This window comes from Nostoc sp. C052 (assembly GCF_013393905.1).
Classification (GTDB): Bacteria; Cyanobacteriota; Cyanobacteriia; order Cyanobacteriales; family Nostocaceae; genus Nostoc.
The window spans coordinates 635,951-657,176 of the sequence record NZ_CP040272.1; the positions used below are offsets into that span (position 1 = coordinate 635,951).

General features: G+C 41.4%; 20 protein-coding genes and 1 pseudogene. 12 read left to right on the forward strand and 9 right to left on the reverse strand.

Going from position 1 to position 21,226, the window contains the following annotated elements:
- Positions 1-5: 5 nt before the first annotated feature.
- A complete protein-coding gene (locus FD723_RS02585) occupies positions 6-146 on the forward strand; it encodes a hypothetical protein (protein ID WP_179063502.1) in 141 nt (46 codons plus the stop codon).
- 80 nt (positions 147-226) lie between these two features.
- On the forward strand, positions 227-697 hold the full coding sequence (gene ybaK, locus FD723_RS02590; protein ID WP_179063969.1) for a Cys-tRNA(Pro) deacylase: 471 nt from the start codon (positions 227-229) through the stop codon (positions 695-697).
- 284 nt (positions 698-981) lie between these two features.
- On the opposite strand, the gene FD723_RS02595 is transcribed toward ybaK, so the two are convergent.
- From FD723_RS02595 to FD723_RS02610, 4 genes and pseudogenes are all read right to left on the reverse strand, one after another.
- The gene (locus FD723_RS02595) at positions 982-1,254 is read right to left on the reverse strand and encodes a GlsB/YeaQ/YmgE family stress response membrane protein (protein WP_069068080.1); all 273 of its coding nucleotides are present in this window, start codon (positions 1,252-1,254) and stop codon (positions 982-984) included.
- 157 nt (positions 1,255-1,411) lie between these two features.
- Positions 1,412-1,624 (reverse strand): annotated as a pseudogene (locus FD723_RS02600) (transposase); the annotation flags it as partial.
- A gap of 175 nt (positions 1,625-1,799) precedes the next feature.
- On the reverse strand, positions 1,800-2,336 hold the full coding sequence (locus FD723_RS02605; protein WP_179063970.1) for a peroxiredoxin: 537 nt from the start codon (positions 2,334-2,336) through the stop codon (positions 1,800-1,802).
- Positions 2,337-2,490: 154 nt separating this feature from the next.
- Positions 2,491-3,102 (reverse strand): peroxiredoxin, encoded by a 612-nt coding sequence (locus FD723_RS02610; RefSeq protein ID WP_073644091.1) that lies wholly within the window; start codon positions 3,100-3,102, stop codon positions 2,491-2,493.
- A gap of 131 nt (positions 3,103-3,233) precedes the next feature.
- Here FD723_RS02610 and FD723_RS02615 point away from each other — a divergent pair, with 131 nt between their 5' ends.
- Positions 3,234-5,378 carry an amylo-alpha-1,6-glucosidase gene (locus tag FD723_RS02615; RefSeq protein WP_179063971.1) on the forward strand — a complete coding sequence of 715 codons (2,145 nt, stop codon included), beginning with the start codon at positions 3,234-3,236 and terminating at the stop codon, positions 5,376-5,378.
- 357 nt (positions 5,379-5,735) lie between these two features.
- On the opposite strand, the gene FD723_RS02620 is transcribed toward FD723_RS02615, so the two are convergent.
- The 3 genes from FD723_RS02620 to FD723_RS02630 all read right to left on the reverse strand — a co-directional run bounded on the left by FD723_RS02620 (position 5,736) and on the right by FD723_RS02630 (position 9,849).
- A complete protein-coding gene (locus FD723_RS02620; protein WP_179063972.1) occupies positions 5,736-6,971 on the reverse strand; it encodes an LL-diaminopimelate aminotransferase in 1,236 nt (411 codons plus the stop codon).
- 234 nt (positions 6,972-7,205) lie between these two features.
- A complete protein-coding gene (locus FD723_RS02625; RefSeq protein WP_179063973.1) occupies positions 7,206-8,561 on the reverse strand; it encodes an NAD(P)/FAD-dependent oxidoreductase in 1,356 nt (451 codons plus the stop codon).
- A gap of 361 nt (positions 8,562-8,922) precedes the next feature.
- Positions 8,923-9,849: a DUF4349 domain-containing protein gene (locus tag FD723_RS02630; protein ID WP_179063974.1), complete on the reverse strand. Its 927-nt coding sequence runs from the start codon at positions 9,847-9,849 to the stop codon at positions 8,923-8,925.
- A 429-nt stretch (positions 9,850-10,278) separates the two neighbouring features.
- Here FD723_RS02630 and FD723_RS02635 point away from each other — a divergent pair, with 429 nt between their 5' ends.
- From FD723_RS02635 to FD723_RS02655, 5 genes are all read left to right on the forward strand, one after another.
- Positions 10,279-10,656 (forward strand): hypothetical protein, encoded by a 378-nt coding sequence (locus tag FD723_RS02635; protein WP_179063975.1) that lies wholly within the window; start codon positions 10,279-10,281, stop codon positions 10,654-10,656.
- Positions 10,657-10,707: 51 nt separating this feature from the next.
- Positions 10,708-13,053 carry a tetratricopeptide repeat protein gene (locus FD723_RS02640; RefSeq protein ID WP_256875028.1) on the forward strand — a complete coding sequence of 782 codons (2,346 nt, stop codon included), beginning with the start codon at positions 10,708-10,710 and terminating at the stop codon, positions 13,051-13,053.
- Positions 13,054-13,589: 536 nt separating this feature from the next.
- Positions 13,590-13,760: a type II toxin-antitoxin system HicB family antitoxin gene (locus FD723_RS02645; protein WP_256875029.1), complete on the forward strand. Its 171-nt coding sequence runs from the start codon at positions 13,590-13,592 to the stop codon at positions 13,758-13,760.
- Between the two features lie 2 nt (positions 13,761-13,762).
- Positions 13,763-13,951 carry a type II toxin-antitoxin system HicA family toxin gene (locus tag FD723_RS02650; RefSeq protein ID WP_179063977.1) on the forward strand — a complete coding sequence of 63 codons (189 nt, stop codon included), beginning with the start codon at positions 13,763-13,765 and terminating at the stop codon, positions 13,949-13,951.
- A 25-nt stretch (positions 13,952-13,976) separates the two neighbouring features.
- Positions 13,977-14,111 carry a hypothetical protein gene (locus FD723_RS02655; protein WP_256875030.1) on the forward strand — a complete coding sequence of 45 codons (135 nt, stop codon included), beginning with the start codon at positions 13,977-13,979 and terminating at the stop codon, positions 14,109-14,111.
- 157 nt (positions 14,112-14,268) lie between these two features.
- Here FD723_RS02655 and FD723_RS02660 read toward each other — a convergent pair whose 3' ends face one another.
- Positions 14,269-14,658, reverse strand: a complete 390-nt coding sequence (locus tag FD723_RS02660) for a PIN domain-containing protein (RefSeq protein WP_179063979.1) — start codon at positions 14,656-14,658, stop codon at positions 14,269-14,271.
- Positions 14,645-14,890 (reverse strand): AbrB/MazE/SpoVT family DNA-binding domain-containing protein, encoded by a 246-nt coding sequence (locus FD723_RS02665; RefSeq protein ID WP_179063980.1) that lies wholly within the window; start codon positions 14,888-14,890, stop codon positions 14,645-14,647. The genes FD723_RS02660 and FD723_RS02665 overlap by 14 nt, the downstream gene beginning before the upstream one ends.
- 98 nt (positions 14,891-14,988) lie before the next feature.
- Here FD723_RS02665 and FD723_RS02670 point away from each other — a divergent pair, with 98 nt between their 5' ends.
- From FD723_RS02670 to FD723_RS02685, 4 genes are all read left to right on the forward strand, one after another.
- The gene (locus tag FD723_RS02670; protein ID WP_179063981.1) at positions 14,989-15,558 is read left to right on the forward strand and encodes a Uma2 family endonuclease; all 570 of its coding nucleotides are present in this window, start codon (positions 14,989-14,991) and stop codon (positions 15,556-15,558) included.
- A gap of 121 nt (positions 15,559-15,679) precedes the next feature.
- Complete coding sequence (locus tag FD723_RS02675; RefSeq protein WP_179063982.1) at positions 15,680-17,524, forward strand: aspartate kinase; 1,845 nt, start codon at positions 15,680-15,682, stop codon at positions 17,522-17,524.
- Between the two features lie 317 nt (positions 17,525-17,841).
- On the forward strand, positions 17,842-19,902 hold the full coding sequence (locus tag FD723_RS02680) for a tetratricopeptide repeat protein (RefSeq protein ID WP_179063983.1): 2,061 nt from the start codon (positions 17,842-17,844) through the stop codon (positions 19,900-19,902).
- 219 nt (positions 19,903-20,121) lie between these two features.
- On the forward strand, positions 20,122-21,105 hold the full coding sequence (locus FD723_RS02685; protein WP_179063984.1) for a magnesium transporter CorA family protein: 984 nt from the start codon (positions 20,122-20,124) through the stop codon (positions 21,103-21,105).
- Positions 21,106-21,226: the final 121 nt, after the last annotated feature.

Consider the following 21,226-nt stretch of genomic DNA (forward strand, 5'->3'; position numbering starts at 1 on the left):
AGGGAGTGAAAAGTCAGGTAGTGGCAAGGTTAAAATCCTTACCAGAGAAGGAACAGCGCGATCGCCTTTACCTAGAGCGCCGTGTGAAACGGGCGTTTTTAGAGGCAGGTAAAGCGCTGCCGAATGTGAGCAGATGCAGTCCTTGAGCGATCGCATTAGTCGAGTGTATTCTAGTGCAAGGGTTGCAACAGAATTAAAATTTTGAACTTAAAATAACGAAAAGTTGATGAAAACTAATGCTGCTCGACTACTGGATAAACTAGGTATTCCCTACCAAATCCTGAGCTATGAGGTTAACCCTGATGATTTAGCTGCTGAGAGTACAGCGCACAAAGTTGGTCTTCCGCCAGAGCAAGTTTTTAAGACTTTAGTAGTCAGAGGTGACACAACAGGTATGTGCTTTGCTGTTATACCTGGAAATGATCGGTTAGATTTAAAAGCCTTGGCGCGGATTTCAGGAAACCGCAAAGTTGAGACAGTTGCTCTCAAGGAAGTGCAGCCACTAACAGGATACATCCGGGGGGGTGTGACAGCTTTAGCGAGTAAAAAAGACTATCCTGTTTACCTTGATGAAACGGCAACCCTATTTGAGCAGATCACTGTTTCTGCTGGAATGCGAGGTATGTTGCTTCTGCTATCCCCATCTGATTATTTACGTGTGGTCAATGGCACTTTGGGGGCAATTGTACAAAATTAAGGAGAAAGGAGTTTCAAGATCAATACTTTTGCCAATTTACGAGGCTTGATATAGAACAAACTTAAGATTTTACAGGCTTCTTTTTGCCATCAAGAAAAATTTTATGGGGTGAGGCGTAGGCGAAGACCGTCGCAGACATCGCTTGAACCGCATCGCACCCCAACAAAATAATATTAGCGCCTACCTAAATATAGGTAAGCGCTATTGTTTTATTTCAATTCAGGGAAAAATATAGTGAAATGAATTCCCTGATTTTTACTATTAATTAATTCCAATTTAATTTACTACACAGCACTGCGACGATTTAGCAAGTTCCACAAGAAAACAGCAACAATTGCACCAAGAACCGCTACTGCAATCCCAGGAATACTGAGTGTGGGGGCGGCTAACGTCAAGGTTCCTGTACTGAAGAATACACCCAAACTACCACCAACAAAAGCACCGATAATTCCTAATAAGATTGTTCCCAGAATTCCACCGCCTTGATGACCGGGGTAGATAGCCTTTGCAATAGCACCAGCAATTAAACCTAAAACAATCCAAGCAAGAATATTCATTGTTTTAATTCGATAGACGTTTTTGACTTACAAATACACAATAGCAATCCCAACATTGACATTCCATCTACCAACAGAACCAATTATTAATAGCCTTGAGGATGAATGCTGTTACTTCTTGTGATATGGTCCCTAATTGAACGTGAGTTCGACGGAACTAAAAAATGGCAGGAGGTAGTGCTGGCAAATCTTTTGGGTAAATGTCAATCGAAGGTTTTTTAGGCAAATAGGTATAAGTAGCTAAACCAGCTATCAAGTTAACCAAAAAATTAAGTGGACTATGATGGCGGGAGTGTTCTATTTGACATATATTTTTCAGATGGTCATTGACCGATTCAATTACAGCACGTTTGCGTAATAAAATCTTGTCAATCAGTAACGCCTTTGACATTTAGTTGGTTAACTTCGGAAATAAAAGAATTAAAAATTCTACCAGCGCAGCACAGAAGTAATCCCAGAGTCGTCAAGAAAACTCGTTCAAAGTTTCAAAGCAAAAAAATATCATAGAAATATAAGGCAGACAATGCCAATTTTACACCCTATACTCAATTGAATTGTTCTAGCAATGTTTCAACACTAGCATTGTGATCCAGAAAAGAAAATAAATGCCAGTAGCGGAGTTTTCCTTCTTTATCTAATACAAACTGTGCTGGTAAAGGCGCTCCCAGTGCTTGTCCTACTTGATAGGTACGAAATACTCTACAACTAGGATCGCTCAGTAATGGCATTTGCAAGCCTAAATCTCTCACAACTATTTGACTCTGACGTTCATCGGTACTAGTAATCATTAAAACTTCTATACCAAGTTTTTTAAATTGTTCATAGTTTTCATTTAACTCTTTGATATGAGGAAAACAAAAGGGACAATATTGCTTTTCGGTAAAGATGCGAGTAAAGGCAATTACCACAGGTTGCTTACCTTTATAATCAGACAATTTTACTAATCTTCCGTTGGTAATATCTGGTAGTTGGAATTCTGGTGTCCCCACTCCCAATCTGAGTTTGTTGCTAGCTGGAACTGGTAAAAAATTACGGAAGAAACGCTCATTTAATAAGCCACTAAAATCCGTTGAAGTAAGCATATTTTTAACCCTCATGATTTAAATACTATTTTATGAAAAAACCACAGATATATACGGAGCTTGACACTGTTTAATGTGTATCTCTGTTTATCTGTGGTTTTCATTGATTTTGCTCTCAACTCCAACGGTATGGATTGGAGTTTGCTAGCTAAATTTAGACAGCAGAGAAGTAGACTTTAGACTTCACTGGGTCAGGATTCATTGTCTTGTCACCAGGTTGCCAACCAGCTGGGCAAACTTCATCAGGGTGAGACTGAACATACTGAATTGCTTGTAATGTCCGCAGGGTTTCATCAACGCTACGACCAAAAGCTAGATTGTTAATGGTGGCGTGCTGTATGATACCATCTTTATCGATGATGAACAGACCACGCAAGGCAATGCCTGCTGCTGGATCAAGAACGTTGTAAGCGGCGCTAATCTCTTTCTTGATGTCGGAGACTAGAGGATAATTCAGGTCGCCAACGCCACCAGATTTACGATCTGTTTGAATCCAAGCGAGGTGGGAGAATTCACTGTCAACGGAAGCCCCAAGGATTTCCGTATTGATTTTCTTGAATTCTTCGTAGCGATCGCTAAATGCTGTAATTTCAGTAGGACAAACAAAGGTAAAGTCTAGTGGGTAGAAAAACAGGACGACATACTTACCGCGATAATCGGAAAGTTTGATTGTCTTAAATTCCTGGTCTACCACAGCGGTTGCTGTGAAATCGGGAGCTTGTTGACCAACGCGGAGGCTTCCTTCGGTTCCGTAAGTAAGGGACATTAACCTAATTCTCCTTTATCGGTTTAGTAGCGTTGGAATTCGGGTCAAGTAAAACTCACCCATCCACGCTCTCACAGTTTAATTACGATCTGTTACGACTATATCATACTCATAACGATTTTGAGTAGCAAATGCCTGATTTAGATACAAGAGAATGGTTGCTTACCAATGGCTTAGGAAGTTTTGCCAGTGGTACTGTTTCTGGTGTCCGCACGCGTACTTATCATGGTTGGCTGTTTGCCGCGACAAACCCGCCTTCTGGGCGGACTCTGCTGTTTTCGCACCTAGAAGCTAGTTTGGAAGTATTAGGCAGCGTTGTGTCACTAGGGACAAATTTTTGGGGTAAAAATCAGATTGAGCGGACAGGCTACGAACTGCTACGCAATTTTGATATTAACCCAGTTCCAAAATGGACTTGGGGTCAAGATAACTGGCAGTTAACCAGAGAGTTGGTGATGCCTTATGGGTTGGTGGGGGCTGGGGAAGAAGCAGGGAGCAAGGGAGAAGAGTTTTCCCCTCCGCACCCCGCACCCCGCCCCTCTGCCTCTTTTAAATGCCCAATGCCCAATTCCCCTGCCCAATTTTGCCATCGAATTTTAATCCGGTATCGCTACGAGGGAAGTTATACAGCAATTTTACGGTTGCGACTGTTGATAGCAGAACGTGACTTTCATCACCAGCAGACATCTAGTCAAGAATTAAAGTTCTCACAATTACTAGGGCAAAAGCAAGTCTGTCTACAAGCAATCGATTCTGGACATTTCGGTATACCTTGGCACTTGCGCTGGACACAGGGAAATTATCAACCAGATGCCGTTTGGTATTGGGATTATGGATTGTCTGAGGAGACGAAACGGGGATTAGGCGACAAAGAAGACTTGTACAGTCCTGGTTACTTGATAGTCACACTGCAACCAGGAGATACAGTAACTCTAGAAGCACGAGTAGGTTTTCCCGACTCGGTGTCAGGTATTCTCACCCCCGAAACCTTTGTAGAAGCCGTGGAGGCAGAGCAAGAAAGGCTCTCAAAGATTTTTGGATGGAGAGGGGCAGGGGAGCAGAGGAGCAAAGGAGCAGAGGAGCAGGGAAATAATTACGAATCTCCAATCCCCCATGCCCAATTCTCACTCAGTCAACAATTACTCAAAGCAAGCGATCAATTTATCGTCTATCGAGCCTCAATTGCAGGCCCTACGGTAATTGCTGGTTATCACTGGTTTAATGACTGGGGACGCGACACATTAATCGCCTTACCGGGGTTGGCACTAGTTCCACAACGCTTTGATCTGGCAAAAGGAGTATTGCGAACTTTTGGGCATTATTGTCGCCACGGTTTAATTCCTAATGCATTTCCTGATGTCAATGGTGAACCTATTTATAACAGTATTGATGCAGCCTTGTGGTGGATTGAAATTTTAGGACTTTATTTAGAAGCAACTCAAGACTGGGATTTTTTGGCAGAGCAATTCCCGATAATACAGCAAATCTACAAAGCATTTGTCGGTGGTACACATTTCAATATCCAGGTCGATGCTACTGATGGGCTAGTTAGTTGGGATACTCGTGGTGTAGCCCTCACTTGGATGGATGTGCTAATTGGATCGCTTCCCGTTACTCCTCGTCACGGGAAGCCAGTGGAAATCAATGCATTGTGGTATTCTGCTTTATGCTGGCTGAGTCAGTGGGCAGAGCGCTTGAGCCAGCTTGAGTATGGTTCGCCAGTGCGTCTCACGAAGCAATCACAGCGTTATGCTCAACAAGCACAACTTGTAAAAACCTCGCTGCAAAAGTTTTGGAATCCTCAGCTAGGTTATTTGTACGATACTATTGAGCCGGACGATCGCCGGAATTTTCAAATTCGTCCCAATGCTGTTTTAGCGCTGTCGCTGCACCATTGTGGGTTTTCTGAGCAGCAGGGGTGTCAGATATTAGATTTGGCAACTAGTAGCTTGCTTACTCCCTATGGTCTTCGCAGTCTCGATCCAGGAGATCCTGAATATAAAGGGAGATATGAGGGCAACCAAGAGCAACGCGATCGCGCTTATCATCAAGGTACTGTTTGGACTTGGCTAATTGGGCCATATATTCGGGCTTGGCAACGTTTTTATCCGCAACAATCGCTGCCTTTTGATTGGCAACCCCTGCTAGATCACTTCCAATTTGAGGCTTGTCTTGGTTCTATTTCTGAGATTTTTGATGGTGATTTACCTCACACACCCAGAGGAGCGATCGCTCAAGCTTGGTCGGTTGCCGAAGTAATCCGCCACATTAAATAATGATAAATAATGATGAGTTAGGAGTTAGGAGTTATGAATTCTCCCCCTGCCTGCCAATACTTGTCGGTTAAGGGGAAAAGGGGAAGGTGGGGACTAGGCTAGACTGTTGACTTTGATGGAATTTTCCCATTTTTAGTTCATGTAACTTTTGTGTCATTGCGAGCCAAATGAAATGTAGCAAAGCAATCCCCAGCGATTGCTTCGCTCCGTTCTCTACGAGACGCCAAGGGCGAACGCTCCAATTCAAAATTCAAAATTCAAAATTCAAAATCTATGAGGTTGCGGTGGATAATACAGCCCACCGTAACCTTTAGACTAATAGATTGAGTTAGATTGAGTTTAACAAAAGCGATCGCTCTACACCTTAAACTTCTCGGTAATCCGCTTCATCGCCTCTTCGACGTTCTCACGGCTGTTAAACGCTGAAATGCGGAAGTAACCTTCACCCGCAGCACCAAAGCCAGAACCAGGTGTCCCCACAACGTTGACGGTTTGCAGCAACTTATCAAAAAATTCCCAACTGGATAAACCATTAGGTGTTTTTACCCAAACATAAGGTGCATTCACACCACCATAAACTGACAATCCGGCGGCTGTGAGTTTCTCGCGGATAATTTTGGCGTTTTCGAGATAGAAACTCACCAATCCTTTGATTTGCGCTTGTCCTTCTTCGGAGTAAACCGCTTCGGCTCCCCGTTGGATGATGTAAGAAACACCATTAAATTTGGTAGACTGGCGACGATTCCATAGTTTCCATAGTTCGACATCGGAAGCATCGGCGGCTTTTGCTGTGAGTGTTTTCGGTACTACAGTTAACGCGCAACGGGTTCCTGTAAAACCTGCGTTCTTCGAGAAAGACCGAAATTCGATCGCAACTTCTCTTGCGCCTTCAATTTCATAAATTGAATGGGGAATTGATGGATCGGTAATATAAGCTTCGTAGGCTGCATCAAAGAAAATAATTGAGTTATTAGCTTTGGCATAGTCTACCCATGCTTTGAGATACTCTTTGGTTGCAGTTGCGCCAGTGGGGTTATTGGGAAAGCAGAGATAAATTAAATCGACTTTCTTTGCGGGAATCTCGGCGGTGAAGTTGTTGTCAGCCGTAATTGGTAGATAAACTAAACCTTCAAATTCGCCTTTATCGTTGGCATCCCCAGTATTTCCCACCATAACGTTAGTGTCTACATATACGGGATAAACTGGGTCAGTCACGGCAATTATATTGTCATGACCAAAGATTTCTAGAATGTTGCCCGTGTCGCACTTAGAACCATCGGAGATAAAGATTTCCGAAGCATCTATATCGGCTCCCCGTGCTTGGAAATCTTGAGTAGCAATTTTCTCTCGCAACCATGCGTAGCCTTGCTCAGGGCCATAGCCTTTGAAGGTATTGCGATCGCCCATTTCTTCCACAGCTTTAATCATCGCTGTGCGGCAAGCCTCTGGTAGAGGTTCGGTAACATCACCAATGCCCAGCCGGATGATTTTAGCATTACTGTTTGCTTCTGCAAAGGCATTCACCCGCCGAGCAATTTCTGGAAACAGATAACCCGCTTTCAGTTTCAGGTAGTTGTTGTTAATAGTTGCCATTATGTAGATTATGAAAAACGCCCTCAAATAGCTTACTGCTAATTTATGAGGGCGGGGAGTGGGGAGTGGGGAAGAGGCAGGGCAAGGGGGAGAATAACTAATAGACCTCTTGCAAAAGTGCCTTTTGCACTCTTGTCGGGAAAGGGGGAAAGGTTAAAGGGGAATGTTAATTCTATCCCTTTTCCCTTTAACCCTTACCCTTTACCCGACTTATGCAAGAAGTCTAATGACTAATTAGACATTTAGCGGCTGTTTATTCTCGGCTGAATAACTGTTGCGATCGCTAATTACAAATTCCGTGAGGGTTTCTTTTCCTGTAATCAATCTTGCTCCACGATTACGGGTGAAATAGCTCCATGCCCACTGAATCATTACTACTAATTTGTTGTTAAATTCAATTAAGAAGTAGATGTGAATAAATAGCCAAAACAGCCATGCAACGAAACCTTTCAGCTTGGTAAAGCCCAAATCTACCACGGCAGAATTGTGGCCAATCATCGCTAAACTACCATGATCGGTATAAGCAAAGGGCGGTAAGCTGTTACCTGCAAGCCGCTGTTGAACTAATGTTGCTACATATTCACCTTCTTGCTTGGCTACAGGTGCAACACCAGGTAGGGGTTTACCATTTTGATGAGAAAAGTTTGCTAAGTCGCCAACTACAAAAATATTTGGATGTCCCTTAATACTCAAGTCAGGTTCAACGATAATTCGTCCAGCGCGATCGCACTCGGCACCTGTGCGTTCTGCTAGCACTTTGCCCATTGCAGAAGCTTTCACACCTGCTGCCCATAATACCGTTTTTGAAGCAATTTCTTTAACTTCATCACCTTGTTTGAGGGTAACAGTATCATTTTCAATATTTGTTACCAGTGTTTTTGTCTGGACAACCACCCCCAAGCGCGTCAAGGATGCTTCCGCTTCTTGTGATAACTCTGGCGCAAAGGGTGGCAAAATCCGATCCAAACCTTCTAATAGCAAAATCTTGGCTTCTGATGTGTCGATGTTGCGGAAATCTTCTTTGAGAGTTTGGTTTGCCAATTCTGCGATCGCACCTGCCAACTCTACACCAGTTGGGCCACCACCCACAATTACAAAAGTTAACCAAGCACGGCGTTTTTCTGGATCGGTTTCATTTTCTGCGGCTTCAAAGGCCGAAAAAATACGGCTACGCATTTCTATGGCATCTTCTACAGTTTTCAAGCCTGGGGCGAATTCTTCCCAGTTATCTTTGCCAAAGTAGGAATGCTTTGCACCTGTGGCGACAATTAACGTATCGTAAGCTATTGCTTCGTTGCCCACAGTCACTTGTTTGGCTTCTGGATCGATATTATTCACCTCTCCCAGCAGCACTTTCGTATTCTTGCTCTTGCTGAGGACAGAACGCAACGGTGAAGAGATATCAGCAGGAGATAGCGCACCTGTGGCGACTTGATATAAAAGGGGTTGAAATAGATGAAAGTTACGTTTATCGATTAGGGTAACGTTTACTGTCGCCTTGGCGAGTGTTTTTGCCGCATAAAGTCCACCAAAACCACCGCCAACAATAACTACTTGATGGGGTGGATTATTGTCAAGTGAATTTACCATAAGAAATGTTATCGTGTATGCCGACTATTGTAACTATTCTTAACAGATTTGTATCAAAATTGTCATCATATATTTTGTATTGTTCTTTACATTTGAAAAAGTATTAAAGTAATTGAGACTACAGGATAAACAAAATTGTTTAAAAGAAAGGTACAGATAATAAGAGTTTGAAATATTTCAATCCCTGTATATCTGTGTAGATTTATCAAAGGTAGATGTCAATACTTCTCGGTTAAGGGAAAAAGGAAAAAGGAAAGAAAAAACCTTTAACCCAAACCCAGTACCCTTTACCCCAAACCCGATTCCGAGTTAAAAATGCTTAACCAAGAAGTATTGAGGTAGATGTAGGGTTTATGCAGATTCACTCAGAAGTAGTTGACTCTGGTGTTTGTGTCAAACGTGGGGAATGAGTTCGCCGCCAACGGGTAAAGCCATAGATAAGAGCAACAAAAATTAACAGATAGGGACTGTAAACGATTAACCAAATACCCAGCTTGAGTAAGCCAATGGAAAATGCACTTAGAGAATGGGTAGAGTTGTTCCAAGTTTCCTGAACTTGTAAACCGAAGGCAGGTTGGGGACTGGTGCTAGAAACTGCTGCTTCTAGATTCAGCGTAATAGTGGAATAAGCAACTTGATTTTTGAGGTTTTTCAGTTGGGCATCAATTTGTTCTATGGTTTGCCGGACATTACTCAGTTCTTGAGAAACACTAAGCACATCTCGAATAGAACCTGCCCGATCCATAATTTTTTGCAAATTGGCTTCAGTTTTCTGCAAATTAGTTAATCTAGCTTGGAAATCGACTAGGCGATCGCCCACATCTTCGGCAGTGATATTACGACTCTCGACAGTGCCCAATTTAGCTAGTTGTTCTAGAGTAGGTTCCAGCAGGTTCTCTGGTATCCGCAATTGTATGGTTGCTGTGTAACGTGGGTTGTCGTTTTTGGGTTGTTGTTGTTTCAACCCGATTAAATCCCCTTGCTGTTGATTGATAATTTGCGAAACAGCATCAACAGTCTTATCTACAGAGTTGACAGTCAAAGACATTGCTGCCTTTTTGATGAGTTGGGGACGAGAACGGGCTATTGGTGCAGCTTCCGCCTTTTGGGAAATACTGCTTTCACCATTCGGTGCAGATGCTCGATTTGCCACCCCATCGGCGGCCATTTGAGGTAAAGCCGAATTTTTTGAGCGTTCGGAAGAAGCGCAACTGGTGAAAATCACGCCTCCCAATAACGCACTTAAAAATAAAGCAGATGTGCGCGGTAATTTAGTAGAAGTATACATAATCTATCCCCAGATGGATGAAGTTAACCCCAGTATTACTGAATAAAAACTCAAAGCCTGTATTGTTGCGATTTATGTAACAGGGTTAGTCATTTTTATTTACAGAGCTTGATGAGATATTTCAAAAAGACTATTAGCAAGTTATTTGACGATTATTTCAAAAAATATCTGCAACAAGTTTGTTTGCCTGTAGGGTCGTAAAATTGCTTTCTGGTAGTTAATATTTTTGAAATTGTTTGATTTTGAAAACAATTTGGATCTGCGATCGCTGCTTGCAAATCTGTCTTTATACCAATTCAGAATCCCTTACGGTATCTTGTGGGTCAAAATTCTCTGGCATTTTCAGCAGCCTGTCTCAATGCTAAAAAAGCTTCTTTGCTTTGTTAAACTGAGAATCATAAGTGAAATCTCGTATACTTTGGCAAACTTATGGAGCCAGTATCACTGACAGCAGGTGCGATCGCAACTTTGGTAATCATCAAAGCTTTTGAAAAAACTGGGGAAATCATCGGCGAAAAGGCTTGGAACGAAGGCGAAAAGTTGTTAGTTCTGCTGAAACGCAAGGAACCTAGCACGGCGAAGCTTATCGAACAGGCTAAAACACAATCTTTAGATTATGGTCAAGCTTATCTCATTGGGCAGCAAGTAGAGGAAGCGGCGAAGAAAGATCCTGAGATTGCTCAAGCCGTGGAAGCTCTAGCCAATGAGGCACAACCTCAACTGACGAACACTATTATTGAAAATTGGCAGGGGATAAATATTAAAGGTGGAACTAATACCATTTCTGGTAACACCTTAAACTTCTGACTAAAGTCGCCCCAAGGGGAATCGATAGTTTCTACTGAAATACCGCAAAATTTGCCCCTGAGTGGGGTGGCGGAATTTGTCGGGCGTGAAGAAGAATTAAAAAATCTTCACCAACTTTTGCAGGATAATAAACAAGTTGCGATCGCAGCAATAGCCGGTATGGGTGGAGTTGGTAAAACAGAACTCGCCTTACAATATGGCATCCAGCACCGCGAAACATATAACGGTGGGCTTTGTTGGTTGCTGGCAAAAACTGGGGATGTGGGCATTCAAGTTGTGCAGTTTGCTAGAACGCAGCTTGATTTAAAGCCGCCAGAAGATTTTGATATAGTCGCCCAAGTGCAATACTGTTGGCGGCGTTGGCGTGAGGGTGATGTGCTGCTAGTTTTGGATGATGTCAGCAACTACGAGGAAGTTAAGTCTTACTTACAGTCGCTACCTTCTCGGTTTAAAGTTTTGATGACTACGCGCCAGAAGTTGGGACGCATCGCACAGTTATCTTTGGATGTGCTGCAACCAGAGGCGGCGCTGGAATTATTAAAGTCTTTACTCAAAGAAACACCGGGGCAAATTGAAAAAGAATTAGCTTTAGCAAATCAGTTGTGTGAATGGCTGGGATATTTACCTTTAGGTGTGGAATTAGTGGGGCGCTATCTGGCGCGGAAACAGGATTTATCTCTAGCAGAAATTTTGCTGCGGTTGGAGAAGAAGCGATTAGATGAGCGTTCTCTTTCTAAATCTAAGTCGGAAGCTGACATGACAGCACAACGAGGTGTGTTAGCAGCCTTTGAGTTGAGTTGGCAAGAATTAGAAGACGACGATAAGCAACTGGGCTGTTTATTGAGTTTATTTGCCGCCGCACCTATACCTTGGAAGTTAGTGGAACATTTTGTAACAGAGGAATACGAGGTAGATTTAGAGGAAATTAGAGACGATCGCTTGCTGAATCTGCATTTACTCCAGCGCAAAGGTGAGGGAGTCTATCAACTACATCCCTTGCTGCGGGAGTTTTTCCAATATAAGCTTACAGGTTTAGAACAGACAGAAGAATTTAAACGTTTTTTTTGTTGGGTAATAGTAGTAGTTGCCAAAGGTATTCCTGAAACACCGACCCTTGAGCAAATCATCAACGTCTCCCCCGCCATACCTCATTTAGCTGAAGTAGCGAATCATCTCATTGAATCTATCAGCAATGATGATTTACCTTGGGTATTTGTTGGCAACGCTCGATTTTACAATGGTCAAGGATTATATACTCAGGCTGAACCTTGGTATCAGCAGTGTCTAAAAATCGTTAAACAACGCTTGGGAGAGTCACATTCCCATGTCGCCTCTAGCCTCAACAACCTAGCATTACTCTACTACTCCCAAGGCAGATACAGCAAAGCTGAACCTCTTTTGATCCGAGCATTGGCACTCAGGCTCAAACTGCTGGGAGAAGAGCATCGAGATGTCGCCACTAGCCTCAACAACCTAGCATATCTCTACAACTCCCAAGGCAGATACAGCGAAGCCGAACCCCTTTACATCCAAGCTTTAGCACTCAGCCGCAAACTGCTGGGAGAATCACATCCAGATTTCGCACAAAGCCTCAACAACTTGGCATCTCTCTACGGTTTCCAAGGCAGATACAGCGAAGCCGAACCCCTTTTCATTCAAGCTTTAGCACTCAGGCGCAAGCTGCTGGAAGAATCACATCCAGATTTCGCACAAAGCCTCAACAACTTGGCATCTCTCTACGGTTTCCAAGGCAGATACAGCGAAGCCGAACCCCTTTTCATTCAAGCTTTAGCACTCAGGCGCAAGCTGCTGGGAGAAAAACATCCAGATGTCGCCACTAGCCTCAACAACCTAGCATATCTCTACAACTCCCAAGGCAGATACAGCGAAGCCGAACCCCTTTTCATCCAAGCTTTAGAACTCAGGCGCAACCTGCTGGGAGAAGAACATCCAGATGTCGCCATTAGCCTCAACAATCTGGCATTACTCTACGACTCTCAAGGCAGATACAGCGAAGCCGAACCCCTTTTCATACAAGCTTTAGAACTCAGGCGCAACCTGCTGGGAGAAGAACATCCAGATGTCGCCACTAGCCTCAACAATTTGGCAAAACTTTACTACTCACAAAAACGTTATACGGAACCCGAACCATTGTATCTGCAAGCTTTAGAACTCAGGCGCAACCTGCTGGGAGAAGAACATCCAGATGTCGCCATTAGCCTCAACAATTTGGCAAAACTTTACTACTCCCAAGGCAGATACAGCGAAGCCGAACCCCTTTACATCCAAGCTTTGGATATTTTTGAGCGTCGGTTAGGGGTGAATCATCCTAACACTGTCAAGGTTCGTGAAAATTTAGCAGATTTGCGCGATCGCCTCCCTCCAAATCCAGAATAAGCTAGTTTTGTGCAAAGCGTACCGTAATAAAACTGAAAAACGCGATCGCCTGGACTAAAATTCATATTGAACTAAGTAAAAATGCCATTTGACTTACTCAAAATGAGCTTTTACTTTCTCAAAAGCAGCTTTGACTTACTCAAAATAAGCTTTTACTTTCTCATTTTGGTGTTTTCCGCAAGCAAAAGCAGCTTTGACTTACTCAAAAGGAGCTTTTGCTTTCTCATTTTGGTGTTTTCCGCAAGTAAAATAAGCTTTGACTTACTCAAACCCCAGTTTGCTTTCTCATTTTGGTGTTTTCCGCAAGCAAAAGCAGCTTTGACTTACTCAAACCCCAGTTTGCTTTCTCATTTGAGTAATTCACGCATTTATTTTGGTATATCATTGAGCCGAAAGCTATTATGCAGTTGTAAATGATGGAGAGCAATGTCTCCCACAACAAAAAATCAGCTACGATAAATCATATAATTCTCTTCACAAACATAGCAATGTTAATTACATACACTGCAAAATATACAAAAACTAATAGCGGATATATGGGACAACTTATTGAATGGCAAGAAGTCATCACAGAAGGAGAAACCATAGAAGAATGTAAAGCTATGTTACAAGATGCAACCAAAGAAATGGTTCTTGCCTATCGTCAACAAAATAAAGAAATTCCCACAGGTGGCTCTTTGCTGGAACAAATTCCTATAGAGGTCTGAGTGTGTCAGTCAAACGAAAAGAGCTAATTAAATACTTAGAGCAAAATGGCTTTTATTTATTAAGGGAAGGAGAAAATCATTCTATATATACTAATGATATGAAAACTCTTCCGGTAAAATGGCATCGTACCATTGATCGTATTACTGCTAATGAAATTTGTAAACAAGCAGGTTTATCACCTAATTTTTAACTGCCACTTAGAACCGTCGAAGGTAATGAAATTTTGGGCGGCTTGTAAACTCAGTGAAGGCGACTATTTGCAAGTTAAAGAAAAACTATTTGCTCCAGAAACGGTTGCCAGTTTATATGCCAAAATCAAAGAATATCAAGATAATGAGACTCTACTTTAAAGTGTAAATCGACAAGCGATGTCTACGACGGGCTATTCGGCGTCGCTATTATGTGGTTGTGAATGATGGAGAGCAATATCTCCCGCAACAAAAAATCAGCTATGATAAATCATATAATTATCTTCACAAACACAGCAATGTTAATTACAATTTAGGATTAATCAAATAAATCAAATCCCTTTTCGCTTCTTAACTTTCTGTCAAAAGTCACTGTTGAACTACAACCAGAATGTTGAGCAATTGCCCCAATTAAATAATCCGAAAAATCTGCACTTCCCTGTTTAAATCTTTGTAATGCTTGATAAACTAAAGAGCGATTTTCTAGCTCAAATACCGAACATTGCAGCATTAATTCTATAGTGTTACTAATTTCTTCTCTACTAAATTGATAAGGATTACCTCGTAAAACCCAAACCAATTCACAAATCACTATATTAGCAACAAAACATTGCTCTCCCCCTTCGATAATTTCAGCAGCTTGCTCCCACTGCTTTTCATCATCTTTTGTTAAGTAGCGCACTAAAATATTTGTATCAAGTCCAATCACTTGAGCCTTCTTTAATTGCAGCTTCCATTTCTTCTAAAGTTGCGCTTTTCATGCCCGCACGGTGTAAAATCCCTGATAAACTTTGGATAGGGACATTTAGGGGAATTAATTTAACTATTCCATTTTCATCAATAACAAAATCAACCTTACTACCTGTATCAAGGTTAAGATAATCTCTAATTTCTTTAGGAATAGTTACTTGTCCTTTAGTGGTGATGGTCGCACTAGCCATTATCCAAGTTCCTTACATAAATTCCTTACCTGATTATAAAGTCTACTGCGCCTAACGCACCGCCATAGGTAAATCGGCACAATAAAACCTTTAAAATTATGATAGCCTCGCCCCAACAAAACTATCTTACTGCTGAAGAATACCTCCAAATGGAGGAACAGAATGATATCAAGCATGAATATATAGACGGCTATATTTACGCAATGGCCGGAGCGCTAGATCCACACGTTACCATTGCTCTTAACCTGGCATCTCTCCTCCGTAATCATGTGCGCGGCTCTGGTTGTCGTGTTTACATGGCTGACATGAAAGCCAGAATTGAATCTCTGAATCGCTTTTATTATCCCGATGTGATGGTTACTTGCGATCGCCGAGATCAAGAAACGCCAGGTTATAAAAGATTTCCCTGTTTAATTGTCGAAGTTTTATCTAATTCTACCGAAGCCTTTGACCGGGGCGATAAATTCGCCGATTATCAAACACTCGAAAGTCTGCAAGAGTATGTTTTAATTAATACAAAACGTCAGCGAGTCGAGTGTTTTCGCCGCAATGAGCAAGGGTTATGGGTTTTACAATCTTACACAGCAGAGCATCAATCATTTCGACTCAATAGCGTGGATTTTGAGGAAACAATGACCACACTCTACGAAGATGTAGTTTTTGAATAATCAATTATTATAGGGTATTCGACGCAATATTTAGTAAACTATATAACTGATAAGCCTTGAAGGCTTCCTTACCAGACGGAAGCGTTGATGAAAGCAGGCACAATTGATTAAATAAAAAGTTATGGCGCTCATAGTTCAGAAATACGGTGGTACATCTGTCGGTTCAGTGGAACGTATTCAAGCTGTTGCACAGCGTATTTATAAAACTGTTAAAGCTGGAAACTCTATTGTCGTAGTAGTTTCGGCAATGGGAAAAACCACCGATGGACTCGTCAAACTAGCTACTGAAATTTCTCCAAATCCTAATCGCCGGGAAATGGATATGCTGCTTTCTACTGGCGAACAAGTAACCATTGCCTTACTGAGTATGGCTTTGCAGGAACTCGGACAACCCGCAATTTCCATGACTGGCGCTCAGGTAGGAATTGTTACCGAAGCTGAATACAGCCGCGCTCGAATTTTGCATATTGAAACTACTCGCCTTAGTCGCCACATAAATGAAGGGAAAGTAGTTGTAGTAGCTGGCTTCCAAGGTATCTCTAGCGCCGGAGAGATGGAAATTACGACTTTGGGTCGTGGTGGTTCTGACACCTCAGCAGTGGCGATCGCAGCCGCATTAAGAGCGAATTTTTGTGAAATTTATACAGATGTTCCAGGTATTCTCACTACAGATCCCCGCTTAGTTGCCGAAGCCCAGTTAATGGATGCCATCACCTGCGATGAAATGTTGGAATTAGCTAGTTTGGGCGCAAAAGTGCTGCATCCCCGTGCTGTGGAAATTGCCCGTAACTATGGTGTTCCCCTGGTAGTTAGGTCTAGTTGGACGGATCAGCCAGGTACTTGGGTGACATCAGCTAAACCCCAAGGGCGATCGCTAATCAATTTAGAAATTGCCCGTCCAGTAGATGCTGTAGAATTTGACACTGATCAAGCGAAGGTTGCTTTGTTGCGCGTACCCGATAAACCAGGCGTAGCAGCAAGATTATTTGGCGAAATCTCTCGGCAAAAAGTAGACGTAGATTTGATTATTCAATCAGTTCATGAAGGTAACAGCAATGACATTGCCTTTACTGTCACCACACCAATATTAAAACGGGCAGAAGCAGTAGCAACAGCGATCGCTCCAGCACTGAGGAGTCAATGTAACCCCAAGTTGGAAGAAGCCGAGGTAATGGTAGAACATAACATTGCCAAAGTCAGCATCGCAGGCGCGGGAATGATTGGCCGTCCTGGTGTTGCGGCAAAAATGTTCGCCACCTTAGCCGAAGCAGGCGTGAATATTCAAATGATTTCCACCAGCGAAGTGAAAGTAAGTTGTGTAGTCGATGCTGCTGAATGCGATCGCGCCGTCTTAGCACTCCGTACCGCTTTTGAGATTGAGGCAGGAGAGCAGGGAGCAGGGAGCAGGGGAGAATTTCTAACTCCTACTAACTCCTCGCTCTTAACTCCTCACTCTCCACCTCCCGTTCGCGGTGTTGCCCTCGATTTAAATCAAGCGCGTCTTGCTATTCGCCAATTACCAGATCGGCCAGGGATGGCAGCGAAGTTATTTGGATTATTAGCGCAACATAATATTAGCGTTGACATGATTATCCAATCTCAGCGCTGCCGGGTGATTGATGGTGTTCCCAGACGAGATATTGCTTTTACAGTCTCGCGGATCGATGGGGAAAATGCCAGAGAAATGCTCACCCAAGTAGCAGCAGAGTTAGGATGGGGTGAAGTTGTTTTAGATAGTGCGATCGCTAAAGTGAGTATTGTCGGTGCAGGGATGGTAGGACAACCAGGTATTGCCGCTAAAATGTTTGAAGCTTTAGCCCAACAACAAATCAACATTCAAATGATAGCCACCTCAGAAATCAAAATTAGTTGTGTTGTGGCACAAGAGCAAGGTGTTAAAGCTTTGCAGGCCATTCATGCAGCCTTTGAATTGGCTGGTAGCGAGAAATTTGTCGTGCCAGCGTAAAACTTAACTGAATAATTCGTAATTAACCGTGTGGTCTATTTACTCTTTTGGTAAGTAGGCGTGAATAATTAAAGGTTTGTAGTCAGCGGCTCCAGCCCTATTCGAAGGACTGGAGCCGTTTATACTAAATTCTATGTGAGGCTGCGCTTTATTCAGGTAGGGGCAATAGCGGGAAGCCGCAACTCTTAAAGACGCACTCGCGTTCGCGTCTACATGAATTGCCCCTACAGCTTAATAAATAAATATTTATATTTTAAAACCAATAATAATAACACGTAAGCTATAATCGAACAATTTATCAGACTATATTTATATTGATGGATAGTCATTTCCTAGATGGACATTATCAAATACTAAAAATTCTCAATGATCGAGAAAAAGGAAAAATCTATCTAGTTGAAGATGTTAATCTTCCTAGCAGCCAATTTATAGTAAAGCAGTTATCTCCTCCTAATAGCAATCCTCAAGCTTTAACAAGCTTACACCGCTTATTTGCCAGTAAAGCAGCAACTTTAGAAAAACTCGGACAAAAACACGAGCAAATTCAAAAGCTAATTGCTTATTTTGAAGAAAATGAAGAATTTTATATAGTCCAAGAATTCATACCTGGGAATCCTTTAACTGACGAAATTATCCAGGGACAACCTTTGAGAGAAGACCAAGTAATTACTCTTTTATCAGAGATATTAGAAACTTTAGTTGTTACACACAACTATGGCGTAATTCATCAAGATATTAAACCAGCAAATATCATTCGCCGTGAATCAGATAAAAAGTTAGTTTTGGTTAATTTTGGTACTGTTAATGAAGCCATCACTAATACTGTTGAAAATTCCGAGTATATGCCGATAGAACAAGTTAATGGCAACCTCAAATATAACAGTGACATATATGCTTTAGGTATGGTTGCGATCGCAGCACTTAAAGGTTTACCTACAAAAGAAATATCTAATTTACAAAACCAGAGAAATAAGCTGACAGGTGAAATAATTTGGCGCGACAAAAATCTCAAAGTTAACCGAAAACTAGCAAAAATTATTAATCGAATGGTGCGTTTTGACTATCGTAAGCGTTACCAGTATGCAACCGAAGTTTTAGACGATCTGAAAAAAATAACAAATGTTGATGACGAGCAACAAAAACAGCTTCAAAAAAAATTATTACTAGTTCTAATTGGGATAATTGTCTGTATTACCCTTGGTGTTGCAGCATGGCAATTGAGATCGCCCAAACCTGTACGTGATGCTCAACAGACATTGTACCAAAAGGGAGAAAATAAATATGAGGAAGGAAACTATGAAGGAGCAATTGAAGATTTCAATCAGGCTATTAAATTAGATCCGCAAAACGCTTTGGCTTATAATCGGCGAGGTGATGCTTACTATCGATTAGGAGATTATGAGCAAGCACAAGCAGACTCTAGCCAAGCCATTTTACTGAATCCTCAAGATGCTAATGCTTATTTTGACCGAGGATTTGCTTTTTCGGAATTAGGCAAATACAAAGAAGCGATCGCAGATTATACTCAAGCAATTAAGCTAAATTCTAAAGATGCTTATGCTTACTATGGCCGGGGATTAGCTCGTACTCAATCGAAGGATAATAAAGGTGCAATCGAAGATTTTAGCAAAGCGATCGCTCTCAAGCCTGAATATACCGAAGCCTACTTACAACGAGGAATTCTCCGTCGTCGTCTCAGACAAAGACTTGAAGCTATCCAAGATTTTGATAAAGTAATTAAGATTAATCCTAGTGATGCCAAAGCTTATTATCAAAGGGGTTTAACTCAATCGATTAATAAACAAAAATATGCAGCACTTAAAGATTATACAGACGCAATTAACATCAATCCTAAATATATAGAAGCTTATCTGAATCGTGGTGATATTTACAGCGATTTGGGCAATAAAGTAGAAGCTACTGAAGATTACAAGACTATTTTACAGATTGACCCGAAATTTATTGCAGCTTACATTCATAGAGGTATTCACCGCTTTTCTTTCGGAGATTATAAAGGCGCTATTGAAGATTATACCGCAGCGCTAAAATTAGATACAAATAATCTAGCAGCTTACAACAACCGTGGTAATGCCTATCTCGAACTGGGAAATAAAAAAGCTGCAAATCAGGATTATTCACGAGCGATCGCAATTAATGCTAACAATGCCTTAGCGTATTATAACCGGGGCGTGATTCGCACCAAGCAGAAAAATAAACCAGGTGCGATCGCAGATTTTAAAAAAGCTGCAAGACTATTCCAACAGCAAGGGGAACAAGATAGTTATCAAGATGCACAGCGGGAAATTGCAATTCTGCAAAATAATTCAGCGCCAGCGCCAACTACGCGTCCTAAATCTGGAAAAATAGAAAAAAATTGAGCCACAATTCAATATAATATTGACTGTCAACTGTCAAAACTCTTAGAGAGTGATTGTGCTATTTAAATGTGTTTTATTTTACAAATTTACGACTATTACTTTATCAAACTGGTTTTGAGAGGTGGTAGTAAGTTCTTTAGTCCTTACTACTTAGCGTTATATAAATTATTGCTCAATATGAGTCACCGTATTTTTTCACGACTCAATTAGGATTGCTATATGCTAATTCTCCTGACTTTTTATCCAGATAACCTGGAAATATTTACTAGTAGGGATGTCGATACGGTACTGAAAAGAATTGATGGTTCTCACAATATTTGGTTGCGCTGTGTTCACTTTCGCGATCGCACTGGAACAGCCAGGATTATCAAGCACTTTGGACTCAATCCATCTCGTGTTAACATGATTTTTAACCATTCCCCTCTAGGAATTGATGAAGACGTAGAAGATTGTTTATTTGACAGCTATGAAATTTTAACTTCTCAAATAAAAAATAATGAGTTTGAGGTAGTGCGTGGCAATATTGTCGTTGGAAATAACTTCATTATAACTTTTGAAATCACTGAATTAAAAATTTTAAGTGTTCTAGCTGATAATCTCCAAAAACGAACTCTAGATATTCAAAAATTGGGAATTGACTATCTTTTTTATCTCATATTTAAAGATGTTTTGAATAATTACGAAACTGTATTTACCTATATTTCTAGAAAACTTGATGATTTAGAAGATGAAGTTTTAGAAAATTCTGGTGATGAATCAACTTACCAAAAAATCGCCACAATGAGGCAATCTACTCGTTCTGGACGCCGTAATTTTCAAAGCATCAAGTTACTTATGGCTATTATGGATAATAATGAAGATTTCCAATGGGTCGGCCAGCCAGTGAAAGAATTATTCAATCAAGAATTGGTTCATCACGTTGATAAACTCTGGCAAGAATATCAAGCTATAAGAGCCTGGATGTCAGAATTAATGGAAATTCAGCGTGATAATATTGCTAGTAAAACAGGCGAACGAATTAATCGCCTGACTATCCTTTCGACAATATTTTTACCAATCACTTTTATGTCTGGTTTCTATGGTATGAACTTCAAATATATGCCGGAATTAGAACAACCTTGGGCTTATCCTGTGGTGATCTGTATGATGGCATTAATTGTAATTGGCAGTATTGCCTATGCAAAAAAACAACGTTGGTTGTAGTATCTATAAAGTTACTAATAAAAAGATTATCGACTCATTAAATAATTTTATCTCAGTCTGTTGGTGCGAAGCAAATTAAATCAGATTTATACATATACTTTCTTTAAGTAGACTGAATCAA